23 protein-coding genes are annotated in these 24075 nt (G+C 40.3%); 4 read left to right on the forward strand and 19 right to left on the reverse strand.

The window, feature by feature from the left end; all coding sequences use genetic code 11:
* Positions 1 to 32: 32 nt before the first annotated feature.
* Genes WAE64_RS20890 through WAE64_RS20905 form a run of 4 tightly spaced genes read right to left on the reverse strand, consistent with a single transcriptional unit; the run spans position 33 to position 3162 of the window.
* Positions 33 to 401, reverse strand: coding sequence for a hypothetical protein (locus tag WAE64_RS20890; protein ID WP_340239723.1), 369 nt, complete (start codon positions 399 to 401; stop codon positions 33 to 35).
* 32 nt (positions 402 to 433) lie between these two features.
* On the reverse strand, positions 434 to 649 hold the full coding sequence (locus WAE64_RS20895; RefSeq protein WP_340239724.1) for an AtpZ/AtpI family protein: 216 nt from the start codon (positions 647 to 649) through the stop codon (positions 434 to 436).
* Between the two features lie 21 nt (positions 650 to 670).
* Positions 671 to 1798 (reverse strand): glycerate kinase, encoded by a 1128-nt coding sequence (locus tag WAE64_RS20900; RefSeq protein WP_340239725.1) that lies wholly within the window; start codon positions 1796 to 1798, stop codon positions 671 to 673.
* Positions 1795 to 3162: a methylmalonyl-CoA mutase family protein gene (locus tag WAE64_RS20905; protein WP_340239726.1), complete on the reverse strand. Its 1368-nt coding sequence runs from the start codon at positions 3160 to 3162 to the stop codon at positions 1795 to 1797. The genes WAE64_RS20900 and WAE64_RS20905 overlap by 4 nt, the downstream gene beginning before the upstream one ends.
* 206 nt (positions 3163 to 3368) lie before the next feature.
* Between WAE64_RS20905 and dnaA the strand changes: the two genes are divergently transcribed.
* Positions 3369 to 4814 (forward strand): chromosomal replication initiator protein DnaA, encoded by a 1446-nt coding sequence (gene dnaA, locus WAE64_RS20910; protein ID WP_340239727.1) that lies wholly within the window; start codon positions 3369 to 3371, stop codon positions 4812 to 4814.
* A gap of 2 nt (positions 4815 to 4816) precedes the next feature.
* On the opposite strand, the gene coaE is transcribed toward dnaA, so the two are convergent.
* From coaE to WAE64_RS20945, 7 genes are all read right to left on the reverse strand, one after another.
* Positions 4817 to 5410, reverse strand: coding sequence for a dephospho-CoA kinase (gene coaE / locus WAE64_RS20915; protein ID WP_340239728.1), 594 nt, complete (start codon positions 5408 to 5410; stop codon positions 4817 to 4819).
* 286 nt (positions 5411 to 5696) lie between these two features.
* On the reverse strand, positions 5697 to 6683 hold the full coding sequence (locus tag WAE64_RS20920; RefSeq protein ID WP_340239729.1) for a glycosyltransferase family 2 protein: 987 nt from the start codon (positions 6681 to 6683) through the stop codon (positions 5697 to 5699).
* A gap of 379 nt (positions 6684 to 7062) precedes the next feature.
* Positions 7063 to 7407: a YbaB/EbfC family nucleoid-associated protein gene (locus WAE64_RS20925; protein ID WP_340239730.1), complete on the reverse strand. Its 345-nt coding sequence runs from the start codon at positions 7405 to 7407 to the stop codon at positions 7063 to 7065.
* 99 nt (positions 7408 to 7506) lie between these two features.
* A complete protein-coding gene (locus WAE64_RS20930) occupies positions 7507 to 9504 on the reverse strand; it encodes a T9SS type B sorting domain-containing protein (RefSeq protein WP_340239731.1) in 1998 nt (665 codons plus the stop codon).
* 351 nt (positions 9505 to 9855) lie between these two features.
* On the reverse strand, positions 9856 to 10563 hold the full coding sequence (locus WAE64_RS20935; protein WP_340239732.1) for a DUF3291 domain-containing protein: 708 nt from the start codon (positions 10561 to 10563) through the stop codon (positions 9856 to 9858).
* Positions 10564 to 10577: 14 nt separating this feature from the next.
* Complete coding sequence (locus WAE64_RS20940; RefSeq protein ID WP_340239733.1) at positions 10578 to 11276, reverse strand: class I SAM-dependent methyltransferase; 699 nt, start codon at positions 11274 to 11276, stop codon at positions 10578 to 10580.
* Positions 11273 to 12340: a type III polyketide synthase gene (locus WAE64_RS20945; protein WP_340239734.1), complete on the reverse strand. Its 1068-nt coding sequence runs from the start codon at positions 12338 to 12340 to the stop codon at positions 11273 to 11275. The genes WAE64_RS20940 and WAE64_RS20945 overlap by 4 nt, the downstream gene beginning before the upstream one ends.
* Positions 12341 to 12663: 323 nt before the next feature.
* Here WAE64_RS20945 and WAE64_RS20950 point away from each other — a divergent pair, with 323 nt between their 5' ends.
* Both WAE64_RS20950 and WAE64_RS20955 read left to right on the forward strand, forming a co-directional pair.
* Positions 12664 to 13197: an RNA methyltransferase gene (locus WAE64_RS20950; RefSeq protein WP_340239735.1), complete on the forward strand. Its 534-nt coding sequence runs from the start codon at positions 12664 to 12666 to the stop codon at positions 13195 to 13197.
* 200 nt (positions 13198 to 13397) lie between these two features.
* Positions 13398 to 14657, forward strand: coding sequence for a T9SS type A sorting domain-containing protein (locus tag WAE64_RS20955; protein WP_340239736.1), 1260 nt, complete (start codon positions 13398 to 13400; stop codon positions 14655 to 14657).
* A gap of 173 nt (positions 14658 to 14830) precedes the next feature.
* Here WAE64_RS20955 and WAE64_RS20960 read toward each other — a convergent pair whose 3' ends face one another.
* Genes WAE64_RS20960 through WAE64_RS20970 form a run of 3 tightly spaced genes read right to left on the reverse strand, consistent with a single transcriptional unit; the run spans position 14831 to position 19744 of the window.
* On the reverse strand, positions 14831 to 15925 hold the full coding sequence (locus tag WAE64_RS20960; RefSeq protein ID WP_340239737.1) for an acyltransferase family protein: 1095 nt from the start codon (positions 15923 to 15925) through the stop codon (positions 14831 to 14833).
* 24 nt (positions 15926 to 15949) lie between these two features.
* Entirely contained in the window at positions 15950 to 17644 is a 1695-nt protein-coding gene (locus WAE64_RS20965; RefSeq protein ID WP_340239738.1) for a hypothetical protein, read from the reverse strand.
* Positions 17645 to 17647: 3 nt separating this feature from the next.
* Positions 17648 to 19744, reverse strand: a complete 2097-nt coding sequence (locus WAE64_RS20970; protein ID WP_340239739.1) for an OmpA family protein — start codon at positions 19742 to 19744, stop codon at positions 17648 to 17650.
* A 325-nt stretch (positions 19745 to 20069) separates the two neighbouring features.
* On the opposite strand from WAE64_RS20970, the gene WAE64_RS20975 reads away from it, so the two are divergent.
* Positions 20070 to 20390: a c-type cytochrome gene (locus WAE64_RS20975; RefSeq protein ID WP_340239740.1), complete on the forward strand. Its 321-nt coding sequence runs from the start codon at positions 20070 to 20072 to the stop codon at positions 20388 to 20390.
* An 80-nt stretch (positions 20391 to 20470) separates the two neighbouring features.
* On the opposite strand, the gene WAE64_RS20980 is transcribed toward WAE64_RS20975, so the two are convergent.
* From WAE64_RS20980 to nagA, 5 genes are all read right to left on the reverse strand, one after another.
* Positions 20471 to 20704: a DUF2798 domain-containing protein gene (locus WAE64_RS20980; RefSeq protein WP_340239741.1), complete on the reverse strand. Its 234-nt coding sequence runs from the start codon at positions 20702 to 20704 to the stop codon at positions 20471 to 20473.
* Positions 20705 to 20929: 225 nt separating this feature from the next.
* Positions 20930 to 21676 carry an SDR family oxidoreductase gene (locus WAE64_RS20985; RefSeq protein ID WP_340239742.1) on the reverse strand — a complete coding sequence of 249 codons (747 nt, stop codon included), beginning with the start codon at positions 21674 to 21676 and terminating at the stop codon, positions 20930 to 20932.
* 13 nt (positions 21677 to 21689) lie between these two features.
* Positions 21690 to 22184: a PaaI family thioesterase gene (locus tag WAE64_RS20990; RefSeq protein WP_340239743.1), complete on the reverse strand. Its 495-nt coding sequence runs from the start codon at positions 22182 to 22184 to the stop codon at positions 21690 to 21692.
* 57 nt (positions 22185 to 22241) lie between these two features.
* A complete protein-coding gene (locus WAE64_RS20995; RefSeq protein ID WP_340239744.1) occupies positions 22242 to 22886 on the reverse strand; it encodes a TetR/AcrR family transcriptional regulator in 645 nt (214 codons plus the stop codon).
* Positions 22887 to 22936: 50 nt separating this feature from the next.
* On the reverse strand, positions 22937 to 24067 hold the full coding sequence (gene nagA / locus WAE64_RS21000) for an N-acetylglucosamine-6-phosphate deacetylase (protein WP_340239745.1): 1131 nt from the start codon (positions 24065 to 24067) through the stop codon (positions 22937 to 22939).
* Positions 24068 to 24075 lie beyond the last annotated feature (8 nt).

Genomic DNA, 24075 nt, shown 5'->3' on the forward strand with positions numbered 1-24075 from the left:
GAATTATTCGGTCAATCAACGTTTCTGGATAATCACTTTTCTGAATTTCGGCGCAAGTTACTATTTAAATTCCAAATCTCAAAGATTGTATAAAATAAATATAATACAAAAAAGTTTCCTACGAACAATTCTTGTTGCTTTAAACCCCTGTATAATTCGACTCCGATAAAGATAATACTAAGAAGTAGACGTAAAACCACTGTTGTAAGATAAAACTGGATAAAGTTTTTACGATTTTCTCTAAAACCTAATTCCATTATACGGCTAAAAAGAAATGCACTGGCAGCAAAAAAGCCTAGAATTACCCATTTTTGCGGATGTAGCAGGTATCCTAGCCCAATGGCCTCAGCTAAAAAAAATACAATTACAAGTATAGCTGTAAGTATAAGCGTTTTTGACATATTGTGTTGGTAAGAGTGCAGATAAGTGCTTTTTACTGTTTAGGTAATTGCCTTATTACATTATATAGAGAGACTCCGATGGAAGAAAGTGACAAAACGAGTGTCCAGACAGGGGTTTTGTTGGCAGCTCTTCCGTCGAGCCAGTAGCCAAACCATGTACCTAAACCTATGGTAAGAATCATCTGCAGGCCAATTTGTGTAAATTTTAGCCAGGTTTTTGAGTTCTTCATGTTGTTGTTCTCTTCCATACACTTGTTTTTTTTGCAAAATTACGATTTAATCGCAGAAGTACGGTAAATCATATTTACTAAATAATAAGTAGCGTTTTTTACATCCTCATACCCCGATTGCAGGGCATCGGCTAAAGTCTGAGGTTTGTTGAGTATTGAGCCGGCATAAGCAATGCCTATTTCTTGCATTTGTTCTGGAGTGGCATCAAGCGTACCACAGATAGCTGCTACCGGAATTTCTCCGGCTTTGCTGGTAATACCTTTAATAAGTTTGCCCTGCAAGGTTTGGCTATCAATTTTGCCTTCTCCTGTAATAATCAGGTCGACATTCTTCAGGTGTTCATCAAAACCACAGAAATCCATCAGTAATTTTACGCCCTCTTTAAGGCTGGCATTCAGAAAAAATACACTTCCGAAACCCAAGCCACCTGCTGCACCAAAGCCGGGGCTATCAACTATTGCTTCTGATAAGCCTGTAACACGTGCAAAATCCTGCAAGCCCTTATCTAATATGGCTACTGCGGCAGCATTGGCACCTTTTTGTGGGCCGTAAACGTGAGCGGCTCCGTTAATGCCATATAAGGGATTTGTTACATCGCAAGCTACCTGAATTTTTGGGAGCACAGAGGCAAGCGGGGAAGGGATAATTTTCTTTATCAGTGATAAATTTCCCCCGATGGCTTCTATTTCTCTATCGTCGGCATCAAGAAACTGCCAGCCTAGTGCTTTTGCCATGCCTATACCTGCATCGGTTGTAGCACTGCCACCAATACCCATAATGATGTGTTTCACACCTGCTTCAATCACAGTCTTTATTAGCTGCCCTGTGCCATAGGTACTGGTAAGTAGGGGATTCCGCTCTTCGTTTTTGAGTAAGCTTAAGCCAGATGCCGTAGCCATTTCAATAAAAGCCATTTTGCCATCTGCTGAAATACCGTATTGTGCCTCAATAAGCCGCCCTAGTGGGTCTTGCACCGTTGCCGTTTTCTTCTGCCCGCCAGTATACCACAAGAGCAGGTCGAGTGTGCCTTCGCCACCATCAGCCATTGGTAGGTTTATGGTTTCAATATGGGTCGAAACCATGGCAATTCCTTCGGCCATAGCCTGGCAGACCTGAGGGGCATCTAGCGACCCTCTGAATTTATCGGGGGTTAAAAGTATTTTCATTCGAAAATAGCGGCTATTCTTTTGTTGGCTAAAAAATGCGTATCTGTATCGGCTTGGGCGGGGGCTTGTCTGGGTGTATCTTTAGGGGAAATAAATTTATTGACACCCACCATCACCTTGCCGTTTTTCAGTAATTCTACTTTTTGCTCATAAGCCTTCGCTATTGCTGTTTGCACAAATCCTGTTTCAAAGGCTTGTAGCATACCCCCCTTTTGTTCTATATCCAGAAACAAATCCCAAGCTTTGGTTGACAAATCGGTGGTGAGGTTTTCGATATAATAAGAGCCTGCCGAAACATCGAGACTTTTGCCGAGGTAGCTTTCATCGCTCAGCAAAACCGAAATATTGCGAGCAATGCGCTCGCTCATTTCATTGTATGAGGCAGAAGAAACGGCATCATACCCATGAATCGTGAGCGAATCACAACCACCAATAACAGCCGACATGGCCTCTGTTGTGGCTCTAAGCATATTGGTATGTGCGTCGAGCGTTGAATCGTAAAAATAAGACGTTTGGCAGTTTATCTGGCAACTTGTTGCATTGCAATTGTAAGCTTCCAGAATTTTGCTCCACAGCAAACGCAGGCTTCTGATTTTTGCAATTTCCATGAAGTAATTGGGGCCTATTGCCAAAGAAAATTCTAGCTTAGCCACTATCTGCTCAATGCTTAAGCCGAGGTCGCTTAATTTATCCAAATATGTAGTGGCAGTAGCTAGTGTAAAGGCTAGCTCTTGCACAGCATTGGCACCGGCATTATGGAAGGTGTCAGACCGAATAGTAATTGCTGTAAAACCCGGATAAACGGTACATTGACTAATGAGATTTTTTGTACTTTCCCAAGTTGAATCGTCTATTTTAGCCTTTCCTGCAAAGAAACTACCTAACGAATCGTAGATTAGCCCTCCCTTGGGTTGGTAATGAATGTATTTGCTTAGGGTTGATAACAGTGCTTCATTATATAGAGTCTTGAAATAAATTGGTGTATCGCTTAATTTGATTTTGTCAAGTAGCTTTACAAAATCAATCTGATTGATGTCTGTATCAGCAAAATCAATAATAAGTGCATTGGCACCATTCTGTAAAATATCAATAAAAAGCTTATTGCTCGGTTTTTCTTGCGAAAATTTCGCTATCGGCCTGTTTTGCCAATTGAGCGTTTTTTTGCCCGCCTGTGCTTGCTGAATAGATTCGAGTGGGAGTGAGCTGATGTCTTCTTCCGAATAATAAGGTTGTACTGAAATTCCTTCGGGTGTTTGCCAGACAAGGGTCTCTTCAAAGTTTTTTCCTTTCAAATCTTTTGTTACCTGTGCCTCCCAAATTTTTTTTGTCGATTCCGGAAATTCATCAAAGAAATTTTTCGCCATAGCAGAATTGTATTTTTCGGTGAAAAAAAATCAGTTACCAAAGTAATTGTAAAGGTACATTTTGTATTTTTATAAGGCAAATCAAATTTGGTAAAATAATGTTAGGTATTTGCTTTGAAAATACACGAAAAATCTCAAAATTCACTTCTTGGTAGGTACATGATTTTTATTATCTTTGCACCCCCTTAGAATCCCAATGTAGCCAAATGACTATTTTAGAAACTCCTAAAGTGCAACGAGATGTTGACATAGTATGGCAAAATTGCCTCAAGATTATCCGTGATAGTATCTCGGAACAAAGTTATAAAACTTGGTTCGAACCTATTATTCCGGGTAAACTAGAGGGCAAAAAGCTGACTATTCAAGTGCCAAGCCAGTTTTTCTACGAGTGGCTAGAGGAGAACTATGTGCATTTGCTAAGAAAAGCTTTAGACTACGCAATTGGGCGTGAGGGGATGCTAGAGTATTCTATTATAGTAGATAGCGGGAATCAGAAGAAAAATGAGCCACCTATTGCTGTGAATATGCCACAGCATAACTCTCCGGTAAACAACAGGCTTGAAAATAAAATTGTGAACGAGCAGGTTAAAAATCCTTTTGAGATGAGAGACCTCGACTCGCTGAACCTTGATTCTTTTCTTAATCCTAATTATACGTTCGATAATTTTGTGGAAGGAGACTGTAACCGTTTGGCCAGAGCAGCAGGGTTTGCTGTTGCCTCTAAGCCCGGAGTTACGTCTTTCAACCCACTTATGATTTATGGTGGTGTAGGGCTAGGTAAAACGCACTTGGTACAGGCCATTGGTAATTTCATGAAAAACAAGGCTGTAAATAAGTTTGTGCTGTATGTATCGTCAGAGAAATTTACAAGCCAGTTTATCAATGCTATCAGAAACAATAGCCTGCAAGACTTTATGACGTTTTATATGCAGGTAGATATTCTGATTATTGACGACGTACAGTTTCTTTCAGGTAAAGAAAAGACACAGGAGACTTTCTTCCATATATTTAACCATCTGCATCAATCAGGTAAACAAATCGTGATGACATCAGACCGCCCTCCACGTGAATTGGAAGGGGTAGAAGACCGCCTGTTGTCTCGTTTTAAATGGGGTTTAACGGCCGACCTGCAAACACCTGATTTTGAAACCCGCATTGCCATTATTCAGAAAAAAGCACACGCCGAGGGTATTGATATTGCCTACGAGGTAATAGAGTATTTAGCGCACAGCATTGATACCAACGTACGTGAACTTGAAGGCGTTATGATTTCTTTATTGGCGCAGGCTTCGCTTACCCGCCGTGATATTGATGTAGAACTAGCTAAAAATACGCTTCGCCATCTGATAAAAGATTCGGAAAGAGAGGTAACTATTGATACAATTATTGAAGCCGTAACCGAACATTTCAAGGTGCGTATCCCTGACCTGAAAGGCAAAAGCCGCTTGCGTGAAATTGTGTTGCCAAGGCAGATAGCCATGTATCTGGCAAAAGAACTTACCAATTTATCGTTAAAATCAATCGGGTATCATTTCGGAGGTCGTGACCACAGTACGGTAATACACGCTATTCAGACCGTAAACGATTTGATGGATACTGATAAAGATATAAGCGGTGCTGTGAACAAACTATTGAAGTTATTCAGAAAATAATATTAAGCCTGTGTGCTTAATTTCTCATGCAATTCCAGAACCTGCGGTATAAGCAGGTGTTCATCATCATTAATAATAGTATAGTTGGCTATCGAAGCAAATTGTTCTTCGGTTTTTTGGCGTGTCATAATCGCCTTTATTTCTTCTTCGCTTCTTTGAGGGTCTCGTTTTTTTGTACGGGCAATTCTTATGCCTACGGGAGCATTCACTAAAATTACGGCATCAAAATCGTTGTTATCTCCGGCCGCATTCATCAATGCAGCTTCCCGAAGGATATACGGAGCATCCTGATTTTGCAAGAACCATTGGTCGGTATCAGCAAACACCCGTGGGTGAATGAGGGAATTGAGCATTTTTAGTAGTTCGGGGTTATTAAACACCTGAGCAGCTACCCATTTGCGATTATATTGTCCTTGTTCGTCGTAGGCTTGTCGGCCCAGTAATTCCTTGATTTCTTTGCGAAGTTGCAAATCATTATTCGTGAGCCACTTGGCACGCTCATCGGCATAATACACCGGAACGCCTAAGATTTCGAACATCTTGCAGACAATGGTCTTCCCCGACCCAATACCACCAGTAATACCTATTTTAAGCAATGTAGAATTGTGTTTTGTGTTTTACAAATATAGGAGAATTTTTGGAATGGGGGGAGACTGAACGGCTAGTTCTTTAATAGTGCTATTTGATTTTTCTATGAATATATAAAATGGGGAGAAAAGTAATTGATGTTATTTTACCACAGAGTGACTCAGAGTTTTGCACGGAGTTATACGGAGTATTTTTATATAGACTTTGTGATACTCTGTGTTTTAAACTTGGTGCAACTCCGTGGTTTAAAGTTTAAGCAGCTTATTTTTTACCTCCTAATAATCTTTGAGCTCTTCACAACTCCCTAAAAGTCTTCTTTTTCTTCAAAAAATAGGCAAGTACAATACTTTTGGGATAAATGTCTTTTAGTAGCTTGGGTGATTTGCGTTCCAGGCGTGGAATCATAGCATAGAATGCAAAGTGTGCTTTCAGAATAGCCCAGATGTCTTTAAATGAGCCCGCAAGCAAAAACTTGATACTCGACACTCCATCAAGAACCAGACGCATAAAAATAGTGCTGAATAACTGATTATCAGGCAGATTTTTGTACATCATGGCTAAGCCATTTCGATAGTTCAGAAAAGTTTTCCGTGGGTTTGATTTATGAAGTGTACCTCCACCCACATGATAAACCGTTGAGGCAGGGGAGTAGTATATTTCATAACCTGCGTTTTTCATACGCCAGCATAGATCAATTTCTTCCATGTGAGCAAAAAACTGTGCATCAAACCCGCCTAATGCATGAAACACATTGGCTCGCACAAACATACAAGCACCTGTGGCCCAGAAAACTTCACGGGCATCATCGTATTGGCCTGTGTCTGGTTCGCAGGTATCAAAAATACGACCTCTGCAAAACGGATAACCGAGCCAATCGATATAGCCACCTGCTGCTCCGGCATATTCAAAATGCGATTGTTTATGATAATCTCTTATTTTGGGTTGACAAGCAGCCATATTTGGATTAGCATCCATCAAATCGATTACGGGTGCTATCCAGTTGGGTGTAACTTCAATATCAGAATTTAAGAGAATATAGTAAGTAGCCTTTATCTGTTTGAGTGCCTCGTTATACCCCCCCGCAAAACCGCTATTATGAAGGAGTTGAATCAACCTGATTTCGGGATAAACCTGCGTCATAAACGGGACAGAATTATCGGTAGAGGCGTTATCAGCTACTATAATTTCACAAGCATCAGCGTTTTGTATAACAGACGGCAGAAATTTCTCAAGAAACCTTTGCCCATTATAGTTTAAAATAACTATGGCAACTTTTGACATGAATCGGTGGGTAGGGAATTATAAATTGGTGAATGGTGAATTAACGAATGAAGATAATCCACTTTTTTAGGGTAAATGTTGCTGGAAAATGTCAGATTGGATGAGGCCGTCTCAAAAGAAAACTGCACAAAATATTATTTGGCAAGGCTTCAACCCCACACCCCAACGGCAGCGGCCGACCGCCCCTCTCCCCAACTGTAGGGAGAGGGGCTTTTTTGTCCCCTCCCCACAGTTGGGGAGGGTTAGGGTGGGGTCTTTTCCAAATATTATTTGGTATAGGAGAATTTTGAGACGGCCTCACGTTTACAAAACCTTTTACTTGAAATTAATCAATAGGATTTGCAATTCAATAAGGCATTATGCATTTACTACCGCTCAATTATTTATTAAACATCTTCTCGAAATCCATACCCGGAATATTCGGCATCATGCCTTCGGTGCTTTTTTTCAATTCTTCTTTGGCTTTTTCTTCTACTTTCTCAAGGGCTTTGTTTGTTGCAGCCACAATCAAATCCTGTAAGATTTCACGTTGGTCTTTGCTGATGAGGTCTTCATCTATTTCAATTTTTAACAATTGTCTTTTTCCATTTACAGTGGCTTTAACCATACCTGCGCCGGCTTCTCCGGTTTCAGTAACTTTGCCAAGGTTCTCTTGCGCTTCTTGCATACGGGTTTGCATTTCTTTCATTTTACCTGCCAACCCGAAAATATCTCCCATGTTCATATTTTGTATTCGATTAAGTGATAAACATTTTCCAACAACAAAACTACAAAAAAAGGCAGTCGGTTCAGACTGCCCTTAAAAATATCGTATAACATTCTATTATCTCATCAATAAAACCGAGCCTGTTTTACTAAATTCCTGCCCTGCGTTGTCGATTCCGAATATTTTGAAACTATAATACCCTGTCGGTGCAGGAGAACCATTTTCTTTACCGTCCCAACCGATTTTTATGTCTTTTGATTCAAAAATCGGAGCGCCCCAGCGGTCGTATATAATCATGTTAAATTGAGCGATATATTTTCCGGTGGCTAAAAATACATCATTGTGTGTATCTCCATTTGGTGTAAAAGCCGAAGGGAAGTAAACCAAAGCAGGGGTGATAAAGGTATAATCGTTAGAATAGCTGAAGAATGGAAAAGTAACTGGAGGCCCAGACCCTCCTATAGACACCTCTGCATTTTGTAAGGCAAGGATTCTAAAAGTTACTTTTCCGTTCATTGCAGGGTCATCTAAGTATTTATCTAATTCGTTTCTTACATCAGCTTCGTTGTCAAATGTGATACTAGGAGTATGTACTACGATTCCGTCTTGGTCTAGTATCTGTATAGTATATTCTGTTGCTTGCACATTTTGCAATACAGGCGGAGTACCAACTACTGTAAAGGGTGTCCAGTTGATTGTATTAGATTGAGCAGATGTTAGAAAAAGAGTGCAGGCCGATGGGCTTTGATCCGAAATATTACCACAGTTATCTTCATACTCAACTTTATAGCAATATTGTTGTTTGGTTAATTCTACATTCCTATCTTCCCATACATTGCTTGTGATAGTTTGTACTAGTTGAAAATTTGTTGAACTTCCTTCTGCCTTATAAATATTTATTTTAGGAAAGCTGAGAAGAGTATTAACCTTTGCAATGTTATTATCGGTTGATACTACTAGTAGATTTTCAAAAGGTACTCGCCCTCCTTGCAATGGTGTAACAATAAAAGCAGGCGATTTAATTATTGCTCTGTCTGCAGGTATGCCTGTAGTTGTTCCAATTATCTGAAATTCATACTTTGTACTGCAATCCATATCAGAGAACGTAAAGGTTTTTACACTTGGTGAGGAAGTTCGACCTGAGTTCTGATTGGCTCCAGATGGAAAGTCTTTATAAAATACATCGTAATAGTTAATGTTTCCTTGAGTGTTTACCCAATCAACTTTCACCTCTGTTGCTGATATTACATTATGTGTTGGCTTGATAGTACAAACTTCGTTTGATTGTATTGGGGTTGAACAAGCGCCTGTTTTTAATAGACGGAAGCAATATTCACTTGTAGCATTAAGACCTGTGATGGTTGCGGAAGAGGTATTACTCGCAGTTGGTGCTTTTATGGTTTGGGTCGTTGCGGCCCATGTACCATTATTAGTACTCATTTCAATGATATAATCTTCGCCCGGATTCCCATCTTTCATTGTTATTTTATTCTCAGTACCGCCGTTTAAACCTTCTAGTTCAGAAATTTTTGGGTTTATATTAGTACCAACATTGAAATTTACCGGATCACTAGGGCACCTATTAACGCCGCCACGAACATATTGCCCTTGAATTTTAGGATTTGATGTGGGAGCGCTAGTGTAACTATGCTGAATCGTCATAGGGCGGCTCGTAACATCATAAGTGTTAATATTACCATCACCCCAGTCTATTGTTACCCGGTCTTGCTTTTGATTGATTGGTGTATCCTGAATCTCAACACTTACATTCAGAGGGTCGCAAGCATCAACCCTAATATCTGGTTGTTCTGTTTTGATTACCTCTACAGATTTACACATTAAATAAGTATTGCTGCCTTGTTTACCTGAAACCGCAACCCAGTATTCACCTGCTTGATTATATGTATAAATAGGAGGAGTTCCTGCTGTAAACTCTACACCAGTTGGAAAAAGAGCATCTGTATAGTTGAAATTGTATTTAATCTCATTACCAGCGCCTACGTCAAAAATACCTGTAGGAGGCTTGGCATTTGTAACCGTTACTATGGCTGTTCCGGTATTTGTATTTATACATGCATAATTTGGAGTTAAATTGAAGGTTCCTCCAGGGGTCATTCCGGGTGGCAGAGTTATACAATCTTTAGGCTTCTGCCCCAAAGCGGCAATTGTAGTAAATAAAGTTATAAATCCAAGCAAGTATAGTTTAATGCGGGACATAAATCAGATAGTTTCTATGGTATTCACTCAGTGTAATTACTCAAAAATCATGCCCGATAAGAAGAGGGCCCAACAATTTAACGAATCGTAATGCAGTTTATTTAACAAATAAGTGTCATTTTTGCCTAAAAAGCAAGTTTTTTAATAAAAACTTACAGCTTACTTGCTTGAAAATCAGCAAGTTGTGAATTGTTTATCGGTATTGCTTGCCGTTTGGCGTGAATTTTGAGGCTGGTTTTTGTAAAGTTTTTAAGCGGTTACATGCTGTAAAATGAAAGGTTGCGTGCCATTGAGTGTTCCCTGTGAGCGGATAGGAATAAAGCGTGCAAAGAGCTCTTCGGAGTACCATTCTTCACTGCGTGTTTTCTTGATGATACTGGCATGTTTCTGTTTTCGATAAGCAAATTGTTTTACGGCATCAAGGTTTTCCCAAACCGAAAAAGTAGCTTGTCTTACAAATGGTACTTCGCCTATACCTACCGAAGTAATGAATCCCTCGGCTTCTGCTAAATTTTGCGCTACACCCGGCACATTGCTCCAAAAACTTTTTAGTTTTGATACCCTTATGCTGGCACGGGTAAGCACAGCAACCGGGCCTTGATAGTTTTTATAAGCATTATTTGGAATAAATGGCTGTTTGCCATCCCATTTTCCGTGTGCTTCGTAGGGAATACACAAGATTGTCCATTGTTCGTGGGCAAAGGTCTTCCACCATTTCCGGATAAAAGATTTTTGTTGAAACCTGTCGAAATCTTCTTCTTGTTCCCACACCGCCAGTAAGCCCCATTGCATCCAGTCTGGTTTAATATCAAAAGTGCCGTTTTTGCCACAACCCATTAACTTCCAGAATGTAAGGCCGGACGTAAACAAGAGTGGAAGCCTGAAAACTGCCATTGAAAGTAGTGCAAACGGGATAAAATAGCGAGGGTACCGAACAATACTAAGGGATACAAACATATTTGGTTTAGGTTTTATTTCTCTACAATAATAAGCCATCTGAATGCCCATTTCCACCTGATACTATAATTTTTTATGCCTGCCTGATTCAGCAGTGCTTCCCATTCTTTACGGCTGAAACCTCGCAAGACCGAGAGCGGAGCATCGTTTTTTACTAAATATGATTTTGAAAACAAGCCCGTGAGCCACTTAATAGAATAATAAGCTAGCGGATGGCGGTGTAAGTCGGCGATAAAAAAGCCTTTTTCGGCGTTCTGGTGCATCCAGCTTAACATTTTTACCAATTGGTCGTCGGTGAAATGATGGCAAAATAAAGAATTAAATATATAATGTGGCTTTTTGGTATGCGTATCAGCCAGTTGGTAATCACAAATCTGATAGTTTATTGGAATTGTCTGTTGCTGACGGGCAAATTGTACGCAGTCTTCTTTTAAATCAATGCCCTGTAATTGATAGGGTATTTTCTTTTTGTTGAGCAATACGCCTGTTTCTCGCAAGTTATCACCACCACCACTACCAATTTCCATGATTGAAAGTGGCTGATGAGTCGGATTCTTTTTCAGAAAAGTTCTGATTCCATCTAGTACCACCTTATGGCCACCAAGATACTTGTTGATGAAGTCCAGCTCACGCAGGTTCTGATACAAGTCGGCAGTCGGAATAGTATCATTATCGAGCAATTCGGGTGTATAAGAGCGTTGGCTGAAATTCATAGCGTGAGCATAACGGTTTCTATAGTGATACCCGGCCCAAAGGCTACTGCGAAAATATTGCCTTCTACTGACGCCTCTTGCATCATTTGTTTAAGTACAAATAAAATAGTAGCCGACGACATATTACCATAATTACGCAAAACATTGTATGAAGCAGCCAAATCGGATGAATTAAGCGAGAGAGAAGTTTCTACAGCCTCAAGGATATTTTTCCCTCCGGGATGAATTGCCCAATTAGAAATATCTTTGATTGAGAGGTTAAGCTGTTCTAACGCACTATTCAGTAAACCTCCGATTTCTTCTTTAATCAGTTTCGGAACATGATTTGTGAGGGTCATCAGAAAACCATTGGCCGAAAGTTGCCAAGCCATATCTGGTTGCCCTGCTAAGGCAATTTTCGAAAAAAACTGTCTTATACTCAAACCCTTTGTTTTTTCGTCGCCAACTACCAAACAAGCCGCTGACCCATCAGCAAATAGGGTAGATGATAAAATAGAATCGATATCGTTTGATTTTTGGAAATGTAGTGTGCAGAGTTCGGTACATACAATCAGTACTTTGGCTGAGGCATCGGCTCTACAAAAGGCATCAGCTATTTTGAGCGCATGCAAAGCAGCATAACAACCCATAAAATTGACCGACGTGCGTATGGTATGAGCTGGCAGTTTGAGCCTTTCCATAAGCAGAATGTCTAAACCCGGAGCCGATAAGCCAGTGCAAGTAACTGTTATCAGATGAGTGATTTCTTCCGTTCTTGTGTTTTGTAAGCAGTCATGAACAGCACTTTCAGATAAAGCCACTACTTCTTCGTTGAACAGCTTCATGCGTTGCTCTAGTGATGGAGCTGTACAGTTATTACCAAAAAAATGCCAGTTACCACGATGTAATGAAAAATCAGAAAAAACTGAGTGTCGGGTATCAATGCCGCTACGCTTGTAGAGCATGGGGATGAGTTTCTTGGTTTTTTCGTCAGGGTTAGTGGCATCAAGCATAAAACGCATGATGTCGTCTTGCCTGTGTGCATAGCGAGGTACGGCTGTTCCGATAGAAACGATTTTTGACATTGTGGTTTCGGGGCTATTAAATATGGGCTGGATTTACTTACGTTCGACGAATACTATCTAAATACGCAAACAAACTAAATAGGTTGCTTATGCTGCAAACATTTGTTAGCCCGAAACAGAATCATTCAAACGCTTGTAATAGAAACTCCGGAAACATACTTTTTGTTTTTTTGCAGGTCTTCATATTTCACATTTAATGGCTGAATTCAAATTAAATTCAAGAAAATCGTTTTAAGCGCTGTATTATAAAAAAACCTTTTCCTTCAAAACTTTTCAATTCCAACGCTTTCCGTCATAACTTTGTGTAAAAGAAAAATGCTTGCATGAGAAAATTACAAATGGAAGAACTGAATCGGCTGTCGGTAGAGGAGTTTCAGGAGGTTGATAAAAAGAATTTTTGTCTGATACTAGACGATGTCAGAAGTATGAACAACGTAGGCTCTGCTTTTCGTACGGGCGATGCTTTTCTGGTCGAGAAAATCTATTTATGTGGCATTACGGGTACACCGCCACACCGTGAGATAGAGAAAACAGCGCTAGGCTCAACTGATTCGGTAGCGTGGGAGCATAAGGCCGATATTATTGAATTGATTACTGAATTGAAACAAAACGGCTATACTGTACTGGCAGTAGAACAAGTAGAAAACAGTTTAAAGCTGACCGATTTTCAGCCGGAGCCTGCTAAGAAATATGCCTTTGTGTTTGGCAACGAAGTTTTTGGTGTGAATGATGCCGCCATTGCCGCTGCCGACCATTGTTTGGAGGTACCACAGTTCGGCACAAAGCACTCGCTCAACATAGCCGTTACAGTAGGAATTATTTGTTGGGATTACGTTTCGAAAGTAATAAGTAAGTAATTGCTCGCAGCATGATGCAATTTTTTAACAAGTTTTTCCGTCTTTATAGGGGAGAGAAATGTCGAATTAGTGAATTGTGAATTAGCGAATATGAGTGTATAGTTGGTAGGTGAAGCAATTCGCTGTTTTTGGGAATAATCTAAAATCATTCACTAATTCGCCATTCGCTAATTCATGATTATCAACCTAAACATCTGAAAATGCGTTTGTTTGGAAAAATTCTTCTTTTTTTATTGACCTGTCAGACACTACTCGCGCAGCAAGAATCTATGCCTGCCGAGCCTGTTATATGCCATTATACCGAAGAAGATAGTTTCACCGAGATTCTACCAAATAAAAACTTCTCGGTAAACTCCAGAATGGCAGCAACTTCAACTATCGAGGTTTCTTATGTCGATTTTCCGGCAGCAGCTAAAGCAGCTTATGAAACAGCTATGAATTTCTGGTCGAAATACCTTATTTCAACGCAACCCATTCGCATAAAAGCTACCTGGACGCCCCTTGCCTCAGGTGTATTGGCCGTTACAGGCTCTACTCGTATCTACAAAAACTTTGTGAATGCTCCTTTTCAGAATGTGTGGTATCCGGTATCGTTGGCTGAGGCCCTTTCAGGGAAAGACCTCAACGAAGGTGATTTTGAGATTGAGATGAAAATCAACAGTAACATGAGTTGGTCTTACAGCACTGATGCAAAGGCACAAGCGGGCAGGTTTGATTTAGTAACAGTTGTGATGCACGAAATAGCGCATGGACTGGGTTTTTCGTCATCAATGAAACTGGTAAATGGCAATACTCAAGGGCAGTACGGGCAGTCAGGTAGTAATTATATCTACGATTTGTTTTTACAGAATACCGGAAAAATCAAACTCACCAATAATGGTGTTTTTGGAAATCCGTCCACCGATTTGAAGGGGGCTTTAACCGGAAATGCCTTGTATTTTGGTTTGAGAAACAGCAAGTTTGCCAATGCACTGCCTAAATTGTATGCTCCTTCGGCTTTTAATGATGGTTCAAGCATTTCGCATCTCGATGAAGCTGCTTATCCACAAGGAAGCGCCAATTCGATGATGTCGCCCAATATTCGCTCGGCAGAGGTTAACCATAGTCCCGGAGAATTATTGCTGCGATGCCTGCAAGATATGGGCTGGCAGATTGTAGATATGGATGGAAACATCATCACCTCAACCGAATATGTGGTTGAGCCTGTGTTAAGCGCAATTGTATTTCCAAATCCGGTGGCCGATGTGGTGCAGGTAGCTTTTCCGTTGCGAAACCAAGCCCGAGATATAAGTATCGAATTATTTGATACCAGAGGCGCTACACTTCAACACATTGTCCGCTCATCAATCACTTCTGAAACCATTCCGTTAGACCTACAAAAACTGCCCGATGGCGTTTATATTCTAAAAGTTACCGACGACAAAGAGATTATTACCAAAAAACTAGTAAAAGCAGAATAAAGAGCCTGTTTAAATATTGTTTTTCTGACCGAGAAGGACAGATTTTTTAGCTGGACAAGGCGCGTTTTGCAGACGTAGCCAGCAGCTACGGCGAAAAAATGCAACGCAGTATAGATAAAAAAGATGCCTTCGTAGGTCGAACAATAATTTTTAAACAGGCTCAAACTTCGATTCTAATACCCAAATTTATCTTTCCATTTATTGATAGGTTTCTCAATCAAATACCATGAAAGGGTAGCTACGCCTATGGTAATTGCATAAAGAAAAATGAATTTCAGCGGTAAATGGTTGGCTATAAAAGGGAGCTTATTCAGTACCTTGATAGTTGGATGATTGGGCGATGAATGGTAAAAATTATAGATAAAATTATGGTAGATGTATATGCCATAACTAATACGCCCGATGTAGATACTGAATTTGTTTTCGAGTATGGTTTTTAAGATACCGTCGAAATTATAAGCTGCATTGCCTACTAAGAAAAGCGAAAGCAAGGACTCAAACACACGCAAGAAAACGATAGTAATAATATTTTGCCCTTCCGACATCTGCTTGCTTACTAACACCACCGCTACATAAGCTACAAGGCTAAGTATAAGCCACAATTTATTAGTAATAAAAGCTTTGACCTTCTCATTTTTATGATAAAAAAAGTAGGCTAGCAAGCCACCCATGCCAAAGGCATCGAGGCAGGTAGGCATGAGCACATAAGAGGCCATCCAGGCTATGCCATTCAGATAAAAAATAAGGCGAAGCAATATTGATAAGCCAATAAAGCCAAACAATACTTTAACCAGATAGCGAGAAGGAATAAAAAATATTACAAACGGGAAAAACAAATAGAATTGCTCTTCTACTGCCAAAGACCAAAGGTGGTCTATCACACCCAACCACGATTGATGAATGGCTATGTAAATATTAGTAGAGTAGGTAAGACACCACACTATTTTATCTCTAACAGGCTCTACGTTAAGAATATACAAGATAAAAATAGTAAGGTAATAAACCGGAAAAATACGGATAGTACGGCGTATATAGAATTGCTTCAACGAAAAACCATGCGAACGGCCAAGTGCTTCGTCTTTATCTTTGGCGTTCATCAGAATACGGGTTATCAAGAATCCACTCAAGACAAAAAACATACAAACACCCAGAAAACCCAAGGGGAATTTAAGTCTTTCGTCAGACCAGTGGTCTATTAATACCAACGATACTGCTATGAAACGAATGCCATCTAATTGCTTTAAGTAAGAAGTGTTTTGTGCCGACATCAGAGTTTGGATTCTTACAGAAATTTACCAGTTTTGCTTAGGTTTTTGTTTCTGTACTGCTTGAATATTGATTGATTGGTTTGTCCAGGTAATGTGGGTTTGTTTGTTTTCGACCCTGATAGTGCCTATCTGGTAATTACCCGATTGAATATAAAACTTCGTAAAATCACTCACAAAGCTACCGAGCCGAATTTGATTTCTGAAAAGAAAACTGATATTAAAATAATCTTTTAGCTGAAATGCGCTTGGCGTAATGATTCTCGACGGAAATAAATAGATATTTTGTGCCGACCGTAACACCGTGTATTGCCCTGCCTCGGCAGTACTTATATTGAGTGTGCCGCTTTGCTTATCAGTAAGTATAAAGCCCGTTTCGTTCTCTTCGATGTTGATGTTTGATTGAACCGAGTCTTTGGCTGAAAGTAAGGCAGGTATGAGTGCATCATAAAATGTAGAGGCAGGCTGTTGCAATTGGGCATAAATGCCGCTAGTTGGCAATTCTTTGTCGCTGTGCTGTATTTTAAACTGGTCGGTGATGCGTTCGTGATGCAAATAATGCACGTGCTTGAACTCGGCCAGATAATTATAAAAATTGAAAGCAATGCTCAAGACGATAGCTACATTGATGATTTTCTGTTTTCTGTGCGCAGGAAGCGAATTAAGAATAATAAGGTACGCAATACACAAAATCAATACCGAGTTGATTTTGTACTTGCTTGTAAGCAATACTTCAATACCATACGAAAGCCTGCCGAGTACAATACCTGCGCAGGTAATTCCCAGAAACACCAGACAACTTAGCAAAAGTAAATCGTTGTTGCGTTGGTCGATGTCATATTTACGTACCAAGACCTGAAAACTAAATAAGCCAGCCAGCACAAGAACAATAAATCCCGTAGCCATCGAGAGGTCGAGGTGTTTGTTTGGGGCGATGAACGAAACATCTATGGCATTGCCCAGTACAGCCAATAAACCTTTACCAATAAGCGTAGGCGAAAAACTTATCTGCGCAGCTTTATCGGGCGATGATTGGTATTGAAAAAAGTAAAAGAACAAGAATACTAACGAAACCCCTGCCCAGATAGCTAATTCACGGTAACGTTTTTGAAACACCAGAATACCCATGCCCAGTATTGGTATCAGAATGCCGTTGCTACTTGTATAGGTACCTAAAAAACAAGCAACAAGTGCGAGATAAAAATAGGTTTTTCGGGCTTGGTTATAAGCGTATATCAACCAGTAAAAAGAAACAAATGCAAGAAAAATTACCCAGAAGTTTTGTACTGATGCCATGCCCCAAAATACGTTTTCGTATAAAGCAGTGTTGAACAGCAGAAACGAAATAGGCACCAAAGCCCATAATTGCAGGCTATTGTGGCGGATAATCTTATAGAATAGCAACAATATGCCAACCAGACTCAAATTACCAAGCAACATAAGAGTTTTGAGGTCGAGTGTGCCTTTTATCAGATAAACGAACAACGCAAATAACCTTGTAAGAAAAATTCGGTGCTCGTTGTGCTGGGCAAACAGTAGTTTGATTTTATGGGCGAACGAATCGGCTGTCAGGAAATCAGCTAGTGAGTTTCTGACAGCGAGGTCGTCCCAGTGGGGTATATTGATAGCATATTTCTGAAAGGTATATCCAAAAAAAATCAGTGGAATCAGTATAAGGCAAAGCGTGAGTGCTGTGCGTACGATAGCGTTTTTTAAAAGCATTGATTACAATTTCAAAATCGAAAACTCTACTCTACGATTTTTCTTTCTCGTTTCTTCGGTGGCATTGCTGGCTACAGGTCTCGATGGCCCCCAACCTTTGGTTTGTATATGGCTGGCATCAATGCCGCCTACTTCAACAAGATATTTCTTCACCTCGTTGGCTCTGTCTTGCGACAACTTCACGTTCAGCATCAGGTCGTCGTCGCTGCCGTCGGTATGGCCTCCAATCATTACCTCCATGTTTGGATATTCTTTCATAAGGGCTATAATACGATTTAGCTCAGGGTATGATGGAGGCAGGATTTCATATTTACTCTGGTTGAAAAACAAGTTATTTAAGACAATCGTCTGCCCTTCTTTGATAGGCAGAAGGTTGATATTTCGCCTGATTTCTCTGAAACGATTATCTTTTGTTAAATCTATATTGTCGCTTAGAGCCAGAAAACCCTTTTTGGTGGCACTCAGGCTATAATTTTTTTTCAAAGGTACAACAAATTTGTATTCTCCGGTTTCGGGGTCAAACTCTGATACAATATTATCTTTTTTATCTTTAAAAGTAGTATCGTTAATTACCTCAAGCAACACATCGGCAGCTATTGGTTTTTTATCAAATGCATTCAGTACTGTTCCTGATATAATAGCCACAGGCTCGGGTTTTATTGAAGGAAAAAGCTTGATTCTGAAAATATCTTCAGCACCTATTGAGCGTTCAACCGAGCTCAGGTAGGCATACTCGCCTGATGCCGGAATGGTAAAGAAACCATCCCATTTGGGAGTATTAATCAAAGGGCCTATGTTTTCGGGTTGGCTCCATTTGGTCCATGAACTATCAAGACGGCGGCTTACAAAAATGTCGCTGTCTCCGTAACCCGGAAAACCACTGGTCGAAAAATAAATCGTTTTAGAGTCGGCAGCAATAAAAGGGCCGCTTTCATCTTCTACCGTATTTATATCACCACCCATATTTAATGGTTTAGACCACGTGCCGTTATCGTTAAGAAACGATACATATAAATCTTTGCCACCTCGTGTATCTTTGCGTTTACAGGTCATTACTAACACCTTTCCATTAAGAGCCATCGAAAATTCGGTAAATAAACCAGAATTATAATAGTCGTTAATCTTTACTTCTTTCGGAAACTCCCAGCCATTCATGGCTCTCTTTGATTTTGACAACCCTGCAAGAAGCAGCCCATTAGGTACGTACACATTTAGCAGAAAAATCGTTTTTCCGTCAGCCGATATTGATGTTACTGCATTATCTTCTTCGGTATTAATTGGTGCTTGCACATTTTCGGCAGTTCCCCAGGTACCATCGGGCTGTATTTTCGACAACCAGACATCTTGTTTTTTTAGTTTGCCAACGTTACCCTCATGCCCTATGCGTGTAAAAAAAAGTGTTTTCCCGTCAGGAGAGATAATCGGTGCTACCTCGCCCGTTTTAGAATTAACACCTTTGCCAAGATTCTCTTTTATTATTTCTTTCGGCAGGTTTTTAGCCAGATTTATTTTGGCTTCATAAGGTGTTTTGTTTTCTGAAATACCGATGGCATCAATCTGATTAAAGCCGGGTATTCTTGAGGGAGTCATTACTATTTTAATAGCGTGTACGGCATAGGGCGTTTGCGGAATCACAATGTTCCACATACGGCCTTGCATTTTGGGGGTTTCTTCGGTATTCTCATGAATAAGATGCTCAACATCGGTAGAGTCATAAGCAAATACCCTGATGATTGCTCCGGGGTTGTAGTTTTCGGCTATACTTACTTGCTTGATACGGGTGGGTCTTTCAAAGCCTACTTTTATCCATTCGTCGCCATTGGTATCAGCACCTGCCGACGACCACGCTGCTTTGCTATCGCCTGTTTGGGGCAATTTGCTTGGTGCACCAAGTATCTGCGAGGCTCTGAACTCTAACCCTTGATTGGTGGGGTCGGTACGCTCTGAAGAAAATCCTAATACTTTGCTGGCCCATTGTACGGGCTGTGCATTTGTGATTAAAGCGTTAAAAAACAGCAGAAAGGTAAGCCCAAAACAGGGTAGGTGTTTTTGAAAAAACACTTTTGTTTTTTCGGTTTTGGGGTTTGTTAATACGTTCATACAATTTATCTACTTTTTGAAAAAAGAGGAAACTGTCATATTCAGGTTTATTTTAGGTTTTTAAAGGCGTAAAACCCGAATATGAGCTGTATCGCTTGTAAGAAAACGAAAGTAACAGAAATTTATTAAACTTTCAAGCACGCAATGTGTCTAATAAGGCAGAAACAGTATTATATTGAGGATAAACACCGTTTAACTTTTCGTTAACAAAATAATGTATTAAAAATTTAACAAATACTTTCATCCTAACGTTTTGTTTACGAATTTAGCGGAAGAATTTCCTCTTCGACTTAAGTATTATTTTAAATCTATTTATAAGTAACCAATGAAAAAAACATTCTTGACCGTTGCCGTTGTACTTGGTATTGCTTCGGTATCGAAGGCCCAAAGCAAAATCCCACCAGATATTGAAAAGTTGTTGCAGAAAAATACTTGTTTGGCTTGCCATAAAGTAGATACTCGTTTAGTGGGGCCTGCTTACAAGGAAGTTATGAAGAAGAAAAAATACAAACCAGAACAAATAGTTGAGTTGATTTATAAACCAAATCCGGCTAACTGGGAAGGTTATCCTCCGATGGCTCCTATGGCTAACGTACCGAAAGACGAAGCCTTGAAAATTGCAAAATGGATTGCTACGCTTAAGTAATCATCAGCGATATACAACAAAAACCCTCTGTTGGCTCAGGCTGGCAGAGGGTTTTTAGTTTTTTATTATGCCACAATGATCTATTCTTTTTCTGCTAATACTTTTTCGCTGAAAAGCATATTTACCAAACTTTGTACTTTAGGCCCGATAAGCAAAATACAAGGTATCACTACCGTATAAGACATAGCCCAAGACCTGAGCCATATTACCAGAAACTGTGGTACAAACCCGATATTGATGCTGATAAGCGTAAAGGAAATGATTCCGGTGGTAATACTACCCATTATTAAGGCGAAGGCTATTTTTTGTTTCATTGTATTATATTGATTAATCCGAAATTGGCAGCTAGCTTTTAGTCCTGTAAGGACGATATATCGGTAGAAAAACTAAGAGCCCAGGAGATGAAGTCCCATCGGGACGAGATATTAAAAAATATACCGTCCCGATGGGACTTGGTTTTTCTTGATTATAATTTTCTACCGATATATCGTCCCTGACGGGACTGGAAACGCTTATTTCTTGAGTCCTAATAAGTTTAATTAAGCCTGAAAAGCAGGATTCATGGCATAAAGTGCATCAGTCGGTGAGCTTAGGAATAACTTGTAAAACTCTGCTGTATGCCCTACGTGGATTTCATACGTATCTGTTTCAAAGGCTTTCAGTAGGTCTTCGGCTACTGCCGTTGGCGAAATGCCGTTTGCTCCACCAATTGGTTGAGAGAAATCTGTGTTTACTAGCGGAGGCATTAGCTCAAATACTTTTACAGAAGTTTTGCTCAACGATAATCTTAATGACAGCGAATAAGAGTGTAAAGCCGCTTTGCTTGCTCCATAAGTAGGTAATACATTATTAGGAGCAAAAGCCACAATTGACGATACATTTACGATAGCTGCTTCCGCTTGCTTTGTGAGCAAAGGCTGTAGTTTTTCGTTGAGCCTTACAATAGAAAGATAGTTTGTCAGCATTTCTTCTTGTGCTTTTTCGAAGGTACGGTCTGTTTCCAGCAGATTATTCAGAAAGGCACTGCCTGCGTTGTTGATTACCACATTCAGATTCGGGAAGTCGGAGTAGAGAATTTTTACTATGGCTTCTACATCTGCTTCTTTGCTTACATCGCCCACTAAAGGCGTTACATTTTGTAGTTTTGCTGCTGCCTGAGCCAGACGCTCTTCGTTTCTACCTACTATAATTACATGATTGCCTTGTTGACTGAAAAGTCGGGCAATTTCAAAGCCGATTCCTGCACTTCCGCCTGTAATCAGTATTGTGTTTTGTGTTGTTTTCATTTTTTTCGATGGTTTAATATTTCAAAATCAAACAAGTGCTTACGCCGAGTGCGTAAATTACATTGTCTTTATCTATCAATTGTGCTTCTACTAAGGCAGTTCTTCCGCCTGAGTGAATGATTTTTCCTACGGCCTGTAATTCGCTTAGCTTGGCTGTAACGGCTTTCAGAAAGTTTACTTTTAGTTCTAAAGTTGTATACCCTGTGCCTGCTTCGAGTATAGAGTGTAGCGTACAACCCATTGCCGAATCGAGAATGGCAGAGATAACACCACCATGTACGCTGCCTATGGGGTTATAATGAAATTCCTGTGGTTGAAACGAGAAAATAACTTTGCCTTTTTCGAGGTGTGTGGGTTTAAAATCGAGCGTGTGGAGTAGGGGAGGAAACGGTATTTTGCCGTCGCCCATTGCTTGCAGGTAATCAAGCCCCGATAGCTGCAATGCTTGTTTTGCTCCTACTAATGGATTCTCCCATTCAAAAGTTCTTTCTCGTTTTTCGCTTGTCATGTCTTTTTATACCGATTGGTATTTTATTTGTTAAAAAAAAGAGGGTGTTGTAATCCCTCAACTCAAATCTCTTATTACTCGCTCAACCGATTGCATTACTACTTTTCTGTAGTTGAGTTTGCCTGTCAGTTTGGTAATCATTATGCCGCCTTCAATCATGGCAATCATGGTTAAGGCTGTGTGTTCAGCGTTAATATCAGCCCTGAACTCCTTGGCATCAATACCTTTTTGTATAAGGGCTATAATCTTGTTTTTCCAGCCGTAAATGGCATTTGCTGCCCTTTCCTTCAATGCCGGATGGGTGTCGTCGGCTTCAATAGCCGTGTTCAGAATAGGGCATCCACCTACCGGAAAAGGGTATTTCAGAAAGTTTTCGTACACATTGGCATATACCAGCAGTTTGTCCTGAAAGGTTTTATGCTTGCTCATTTCCTGGCTTATAATGTCTTCTACGCATTGCAGGTTATGGTCGAAAGCAGCTATGGCTACTTCGTCTTTATTCATGAAATTACCGTAGATACTACCCTTGGTTAAACCCGTTGCATCGGTTATGTCATTTAGCGAAGTACCGGCATATCCTTTTACATTAAAAAGAGGTGCTGTTTTTTCAATGATAAACTCTTTTGTGCGTGCTGCTTTGCTCATGGCGCTGTTAAATTGTTGATGCAAAATTATACCAATCGGTATAATATATGCAAACATTATTTATAGTTTTTTAAGCGAAATGTATTAATTAGTTGATTATCAGCCTGTTACTGCACAATCAATGGCTCGAAGTGATTCAGGGCTTCGTCGAAAACCACAAATGTTGCCGGAAAACCCTCGGCAATCTGCCCGATGCTTTGCTCCATACCTACTGCTTTTGCTGCTCTGATAGTTGCCATTTTGATGGCTTCTTCGGTGCTGATACCCACTTGCTGAACAGCATTACGCACGCCATCAGCCATCGAAATAGCTGCTCCGGCAAGGTTGCCTTCTGAGTTTCGGTACTGTCCGTCGTTCAGGTAAGCGTCAAATTCTTCCCATTTAAAATGGGTAACTTTATCGCCTACAAACAAGGCATCAGAAATCAGAAATAGTTTATCTTTCTTGATTTTATAAGCAATACGTGCAGCAGCATAATCACAATGAAAACCATCTAGAATGATAGGGGCGTAAACATCAGCATTATCAAAAGTTGCACCTACTACACCCGGTTCACGGTGGCCCATCTGGGTCATTGCGTTGTAGAGGTGTGTACATAGGCTAATGCCTTTACGGTAAGCGTGTTGTGCTTGTTTATGCGTAGCGTTTGAATGCCCAAGTGATAATTTTATACCGTTTTCGAGCAACAAATCCAGTTGTTCGTCGGTGAAATTCTCGGCTGCAATGGTCATTATTTTTATCACATCTTTGCCGTATTTTATAATCTCTTCCAGCTCGGCATTGGTCGGTTTTCTGATATAAGCTGCCAAATGTGCGCCACGTTTAGCCAGATTCAGAAAAGGACCTTCGAGGTGCATGCCTAATACGCCTGCCTTTGGGTTTTTCTGCATAAAACTTCTGGTGGCTTCTATGCCTTGCAGAATATTGTCGAGCGGAGAGGTGATGAGGCAGGGCAGCACATGGGTTGTGCCCAATGCAAGGCTCGACTCATAAATATCCTGTAGCGTTTCTTCGGTAGGGTATTGGGTAAAATAATGCTTCTGGCCACCATTGATATGCGTATCAATAAACCCTGCTGCAATATGTTTACCTGCGAGGTCGATGGTACGGGCGTTTTCATGACCAAAATTATCGATAGGCTCAATAGACCTGATGCGGCCGTTTTCAACAATAATGGTATGGTTTTCAAGCACTTGGGTGCCTGTATGAATAGTGGCGTAATTAATGGCTGTCTGCATAGGTAGAG

The organism is Emticicia soli, assembly GCF_037860775.1.
Lineage (GTDB): Bacteria > Bacteroidota > Bacteroidia > Cytophagales > Spirosomataceae > Emticicia > Emticicia soli.

Bases quoted from the DNA above. Each gene is read 5' to 3' on its own strand.
- WAE64_RS20930 (WP_340239731.1), bottom strand. From the start codon at position 9,504: ATGACCCCTGGAGGAACCTTCAATTTAACTCCAAATTATGCATGTATA.
- WAE64_RS20905 (WP_340239726.1), bottom strand. From the start codon at position 3,162: ATGGCGAAAAATTTCTTTGATGAATTTCCGGAATCGACAAAAAAAATT.
- WAE64_RS20900 (WP_340239725.1), bottom strand. From the start codon at position 1,798: ATGAAAATACTTTTAACCCCCGATAAATTCAGAGGGTCGCTAGATGCC.
- WAE64_RS20940 (WP_340239733.1), bottom strand. From the start codon at position 11,276: ATGAATTTCAGCCAACGCTCTTATACACCCGAATTGCTCGATAATGAT.
- WAE64_RS20955 (WP_340239736.1), top strand. From the start codon at position 13,398: ATGCGTTTGTTTGGAAAAATTCTTCTTTTTTTATTGACCTGTCAGACA.
- WAE64_RS20895 (WP_340239724.1), bottom strand. From the start codon at position 649: ATGGAAGAGAACAACAACATGAAGAACTCAAAAACCTGGCTAAAATTT.
- WAE64_RS20980 (WP_340239741.1), bottom strand. From the start codon at position 20,704: ATGAAACAAAAAATAGCCTTCGCCTTAATAATGGGTAGTATTACCACC.
- WAE64_RS20950 (WP_340239735.1), top strand. From the start codon at position 12,664: ATGAGAAAATTACAAATGGAAGAACTGAATCGGCTGTCGGTAGAGGAG.
- WAE64_RS20935 (WP_340239732.1), bottom strand. From the start codon at position 10,563: ATGTTTGTATCCCTTAGTATTGTTCGGTACCCTCGCTATTTTATCCCG.
- WAE64_RS20965 (WP_340239738.1), bottom strand. From the start codon at position 17,644: ATGCTTTTAAAAAACGCTATCGTACGCACAGCACTCACGCTTTGCCTT.
- WAE64_RS20985 (WP_340239742.1), bottom strand. From the start codon at position 21,676: ATGAAAACAACACAAAACACAATACTGATTACAGGCGGAAGTGCAGGA.
- WAE64_RS20960 (WP_340239737.1), bottom strand. From the start codon at position 15,925: ATGTCGGCACAAAACACTTCTTACTTAAAGCAATTAGATGGCATTCGT.
- WAE64_RS20975 (WP_340239740.1), top strand. From the start codon at position 20,070: ATGAAAAAAACATTCTTGACCGTTGCCGTTGTACTTGGTATTGCTTCG.
- WAE64_RS20970 (WP_340239739.1), bottom strand. From the start codon at position 19,744: ATGAACGTATTAACAAACCCCAAAACCGAAAAAACAAAAGTGTTTTTT.
- WAE64_RS20925 (WP_340239730.1), bottom strand. From the start codon at position 7,407: ATGAACATGGGAGATATTTTCGGGTTGGCAGGTAAAATGAAAGAAATG.
- WAE64_RS20890 (WP_340239723.1), bottom strand. From the start codon at position 401: ATGTCAAAAACGCTTATACTTACAGCTATACTTGTAATTGTATTTTTT.
- WAE64_RS20995 (WP_340239744.1), bottom strand. From the start codon at position 22,886: ATGTTTGCATATATTATACCGATTGGTATAATTTTGCATCAACAATTT.
- WAE64_RS20920 (WP_340239729.1), bottom strand. From the start codon at position 6,683: ATGTCAAAAGTTGCCATAGTTATTTTAAACTATAATGGGCAAAGGTTT.
- nagA (WP_340239745.1), bottom strand. From the start codon at position 24,067: ATGCAGACAGCCATTAATTACGCCACTATTCATACAGGCACCCAAGTG.
- WAE64_RS20945 (WP_340239734.1), bottom strand. From the start codon at position 12,340: ATGTCAAAAATCGTTTCTATCGGAACAGCCGTACCTCGCTATGCACAC.
- dnaA (WP_340239727.1), top strand. From the start codon at position 3,369: ATGACTATTTTAGAAACTCCTAAAGTGCAACGAGATGTTGACATAGTA.
- WAE64_RS20990 (WP_340239743.1), bottom strand. From the start codon at position 22,184: ATGACAAGCGAAAAACGAGAAAGAACTTTTGAATGGGAGAATCCATTA.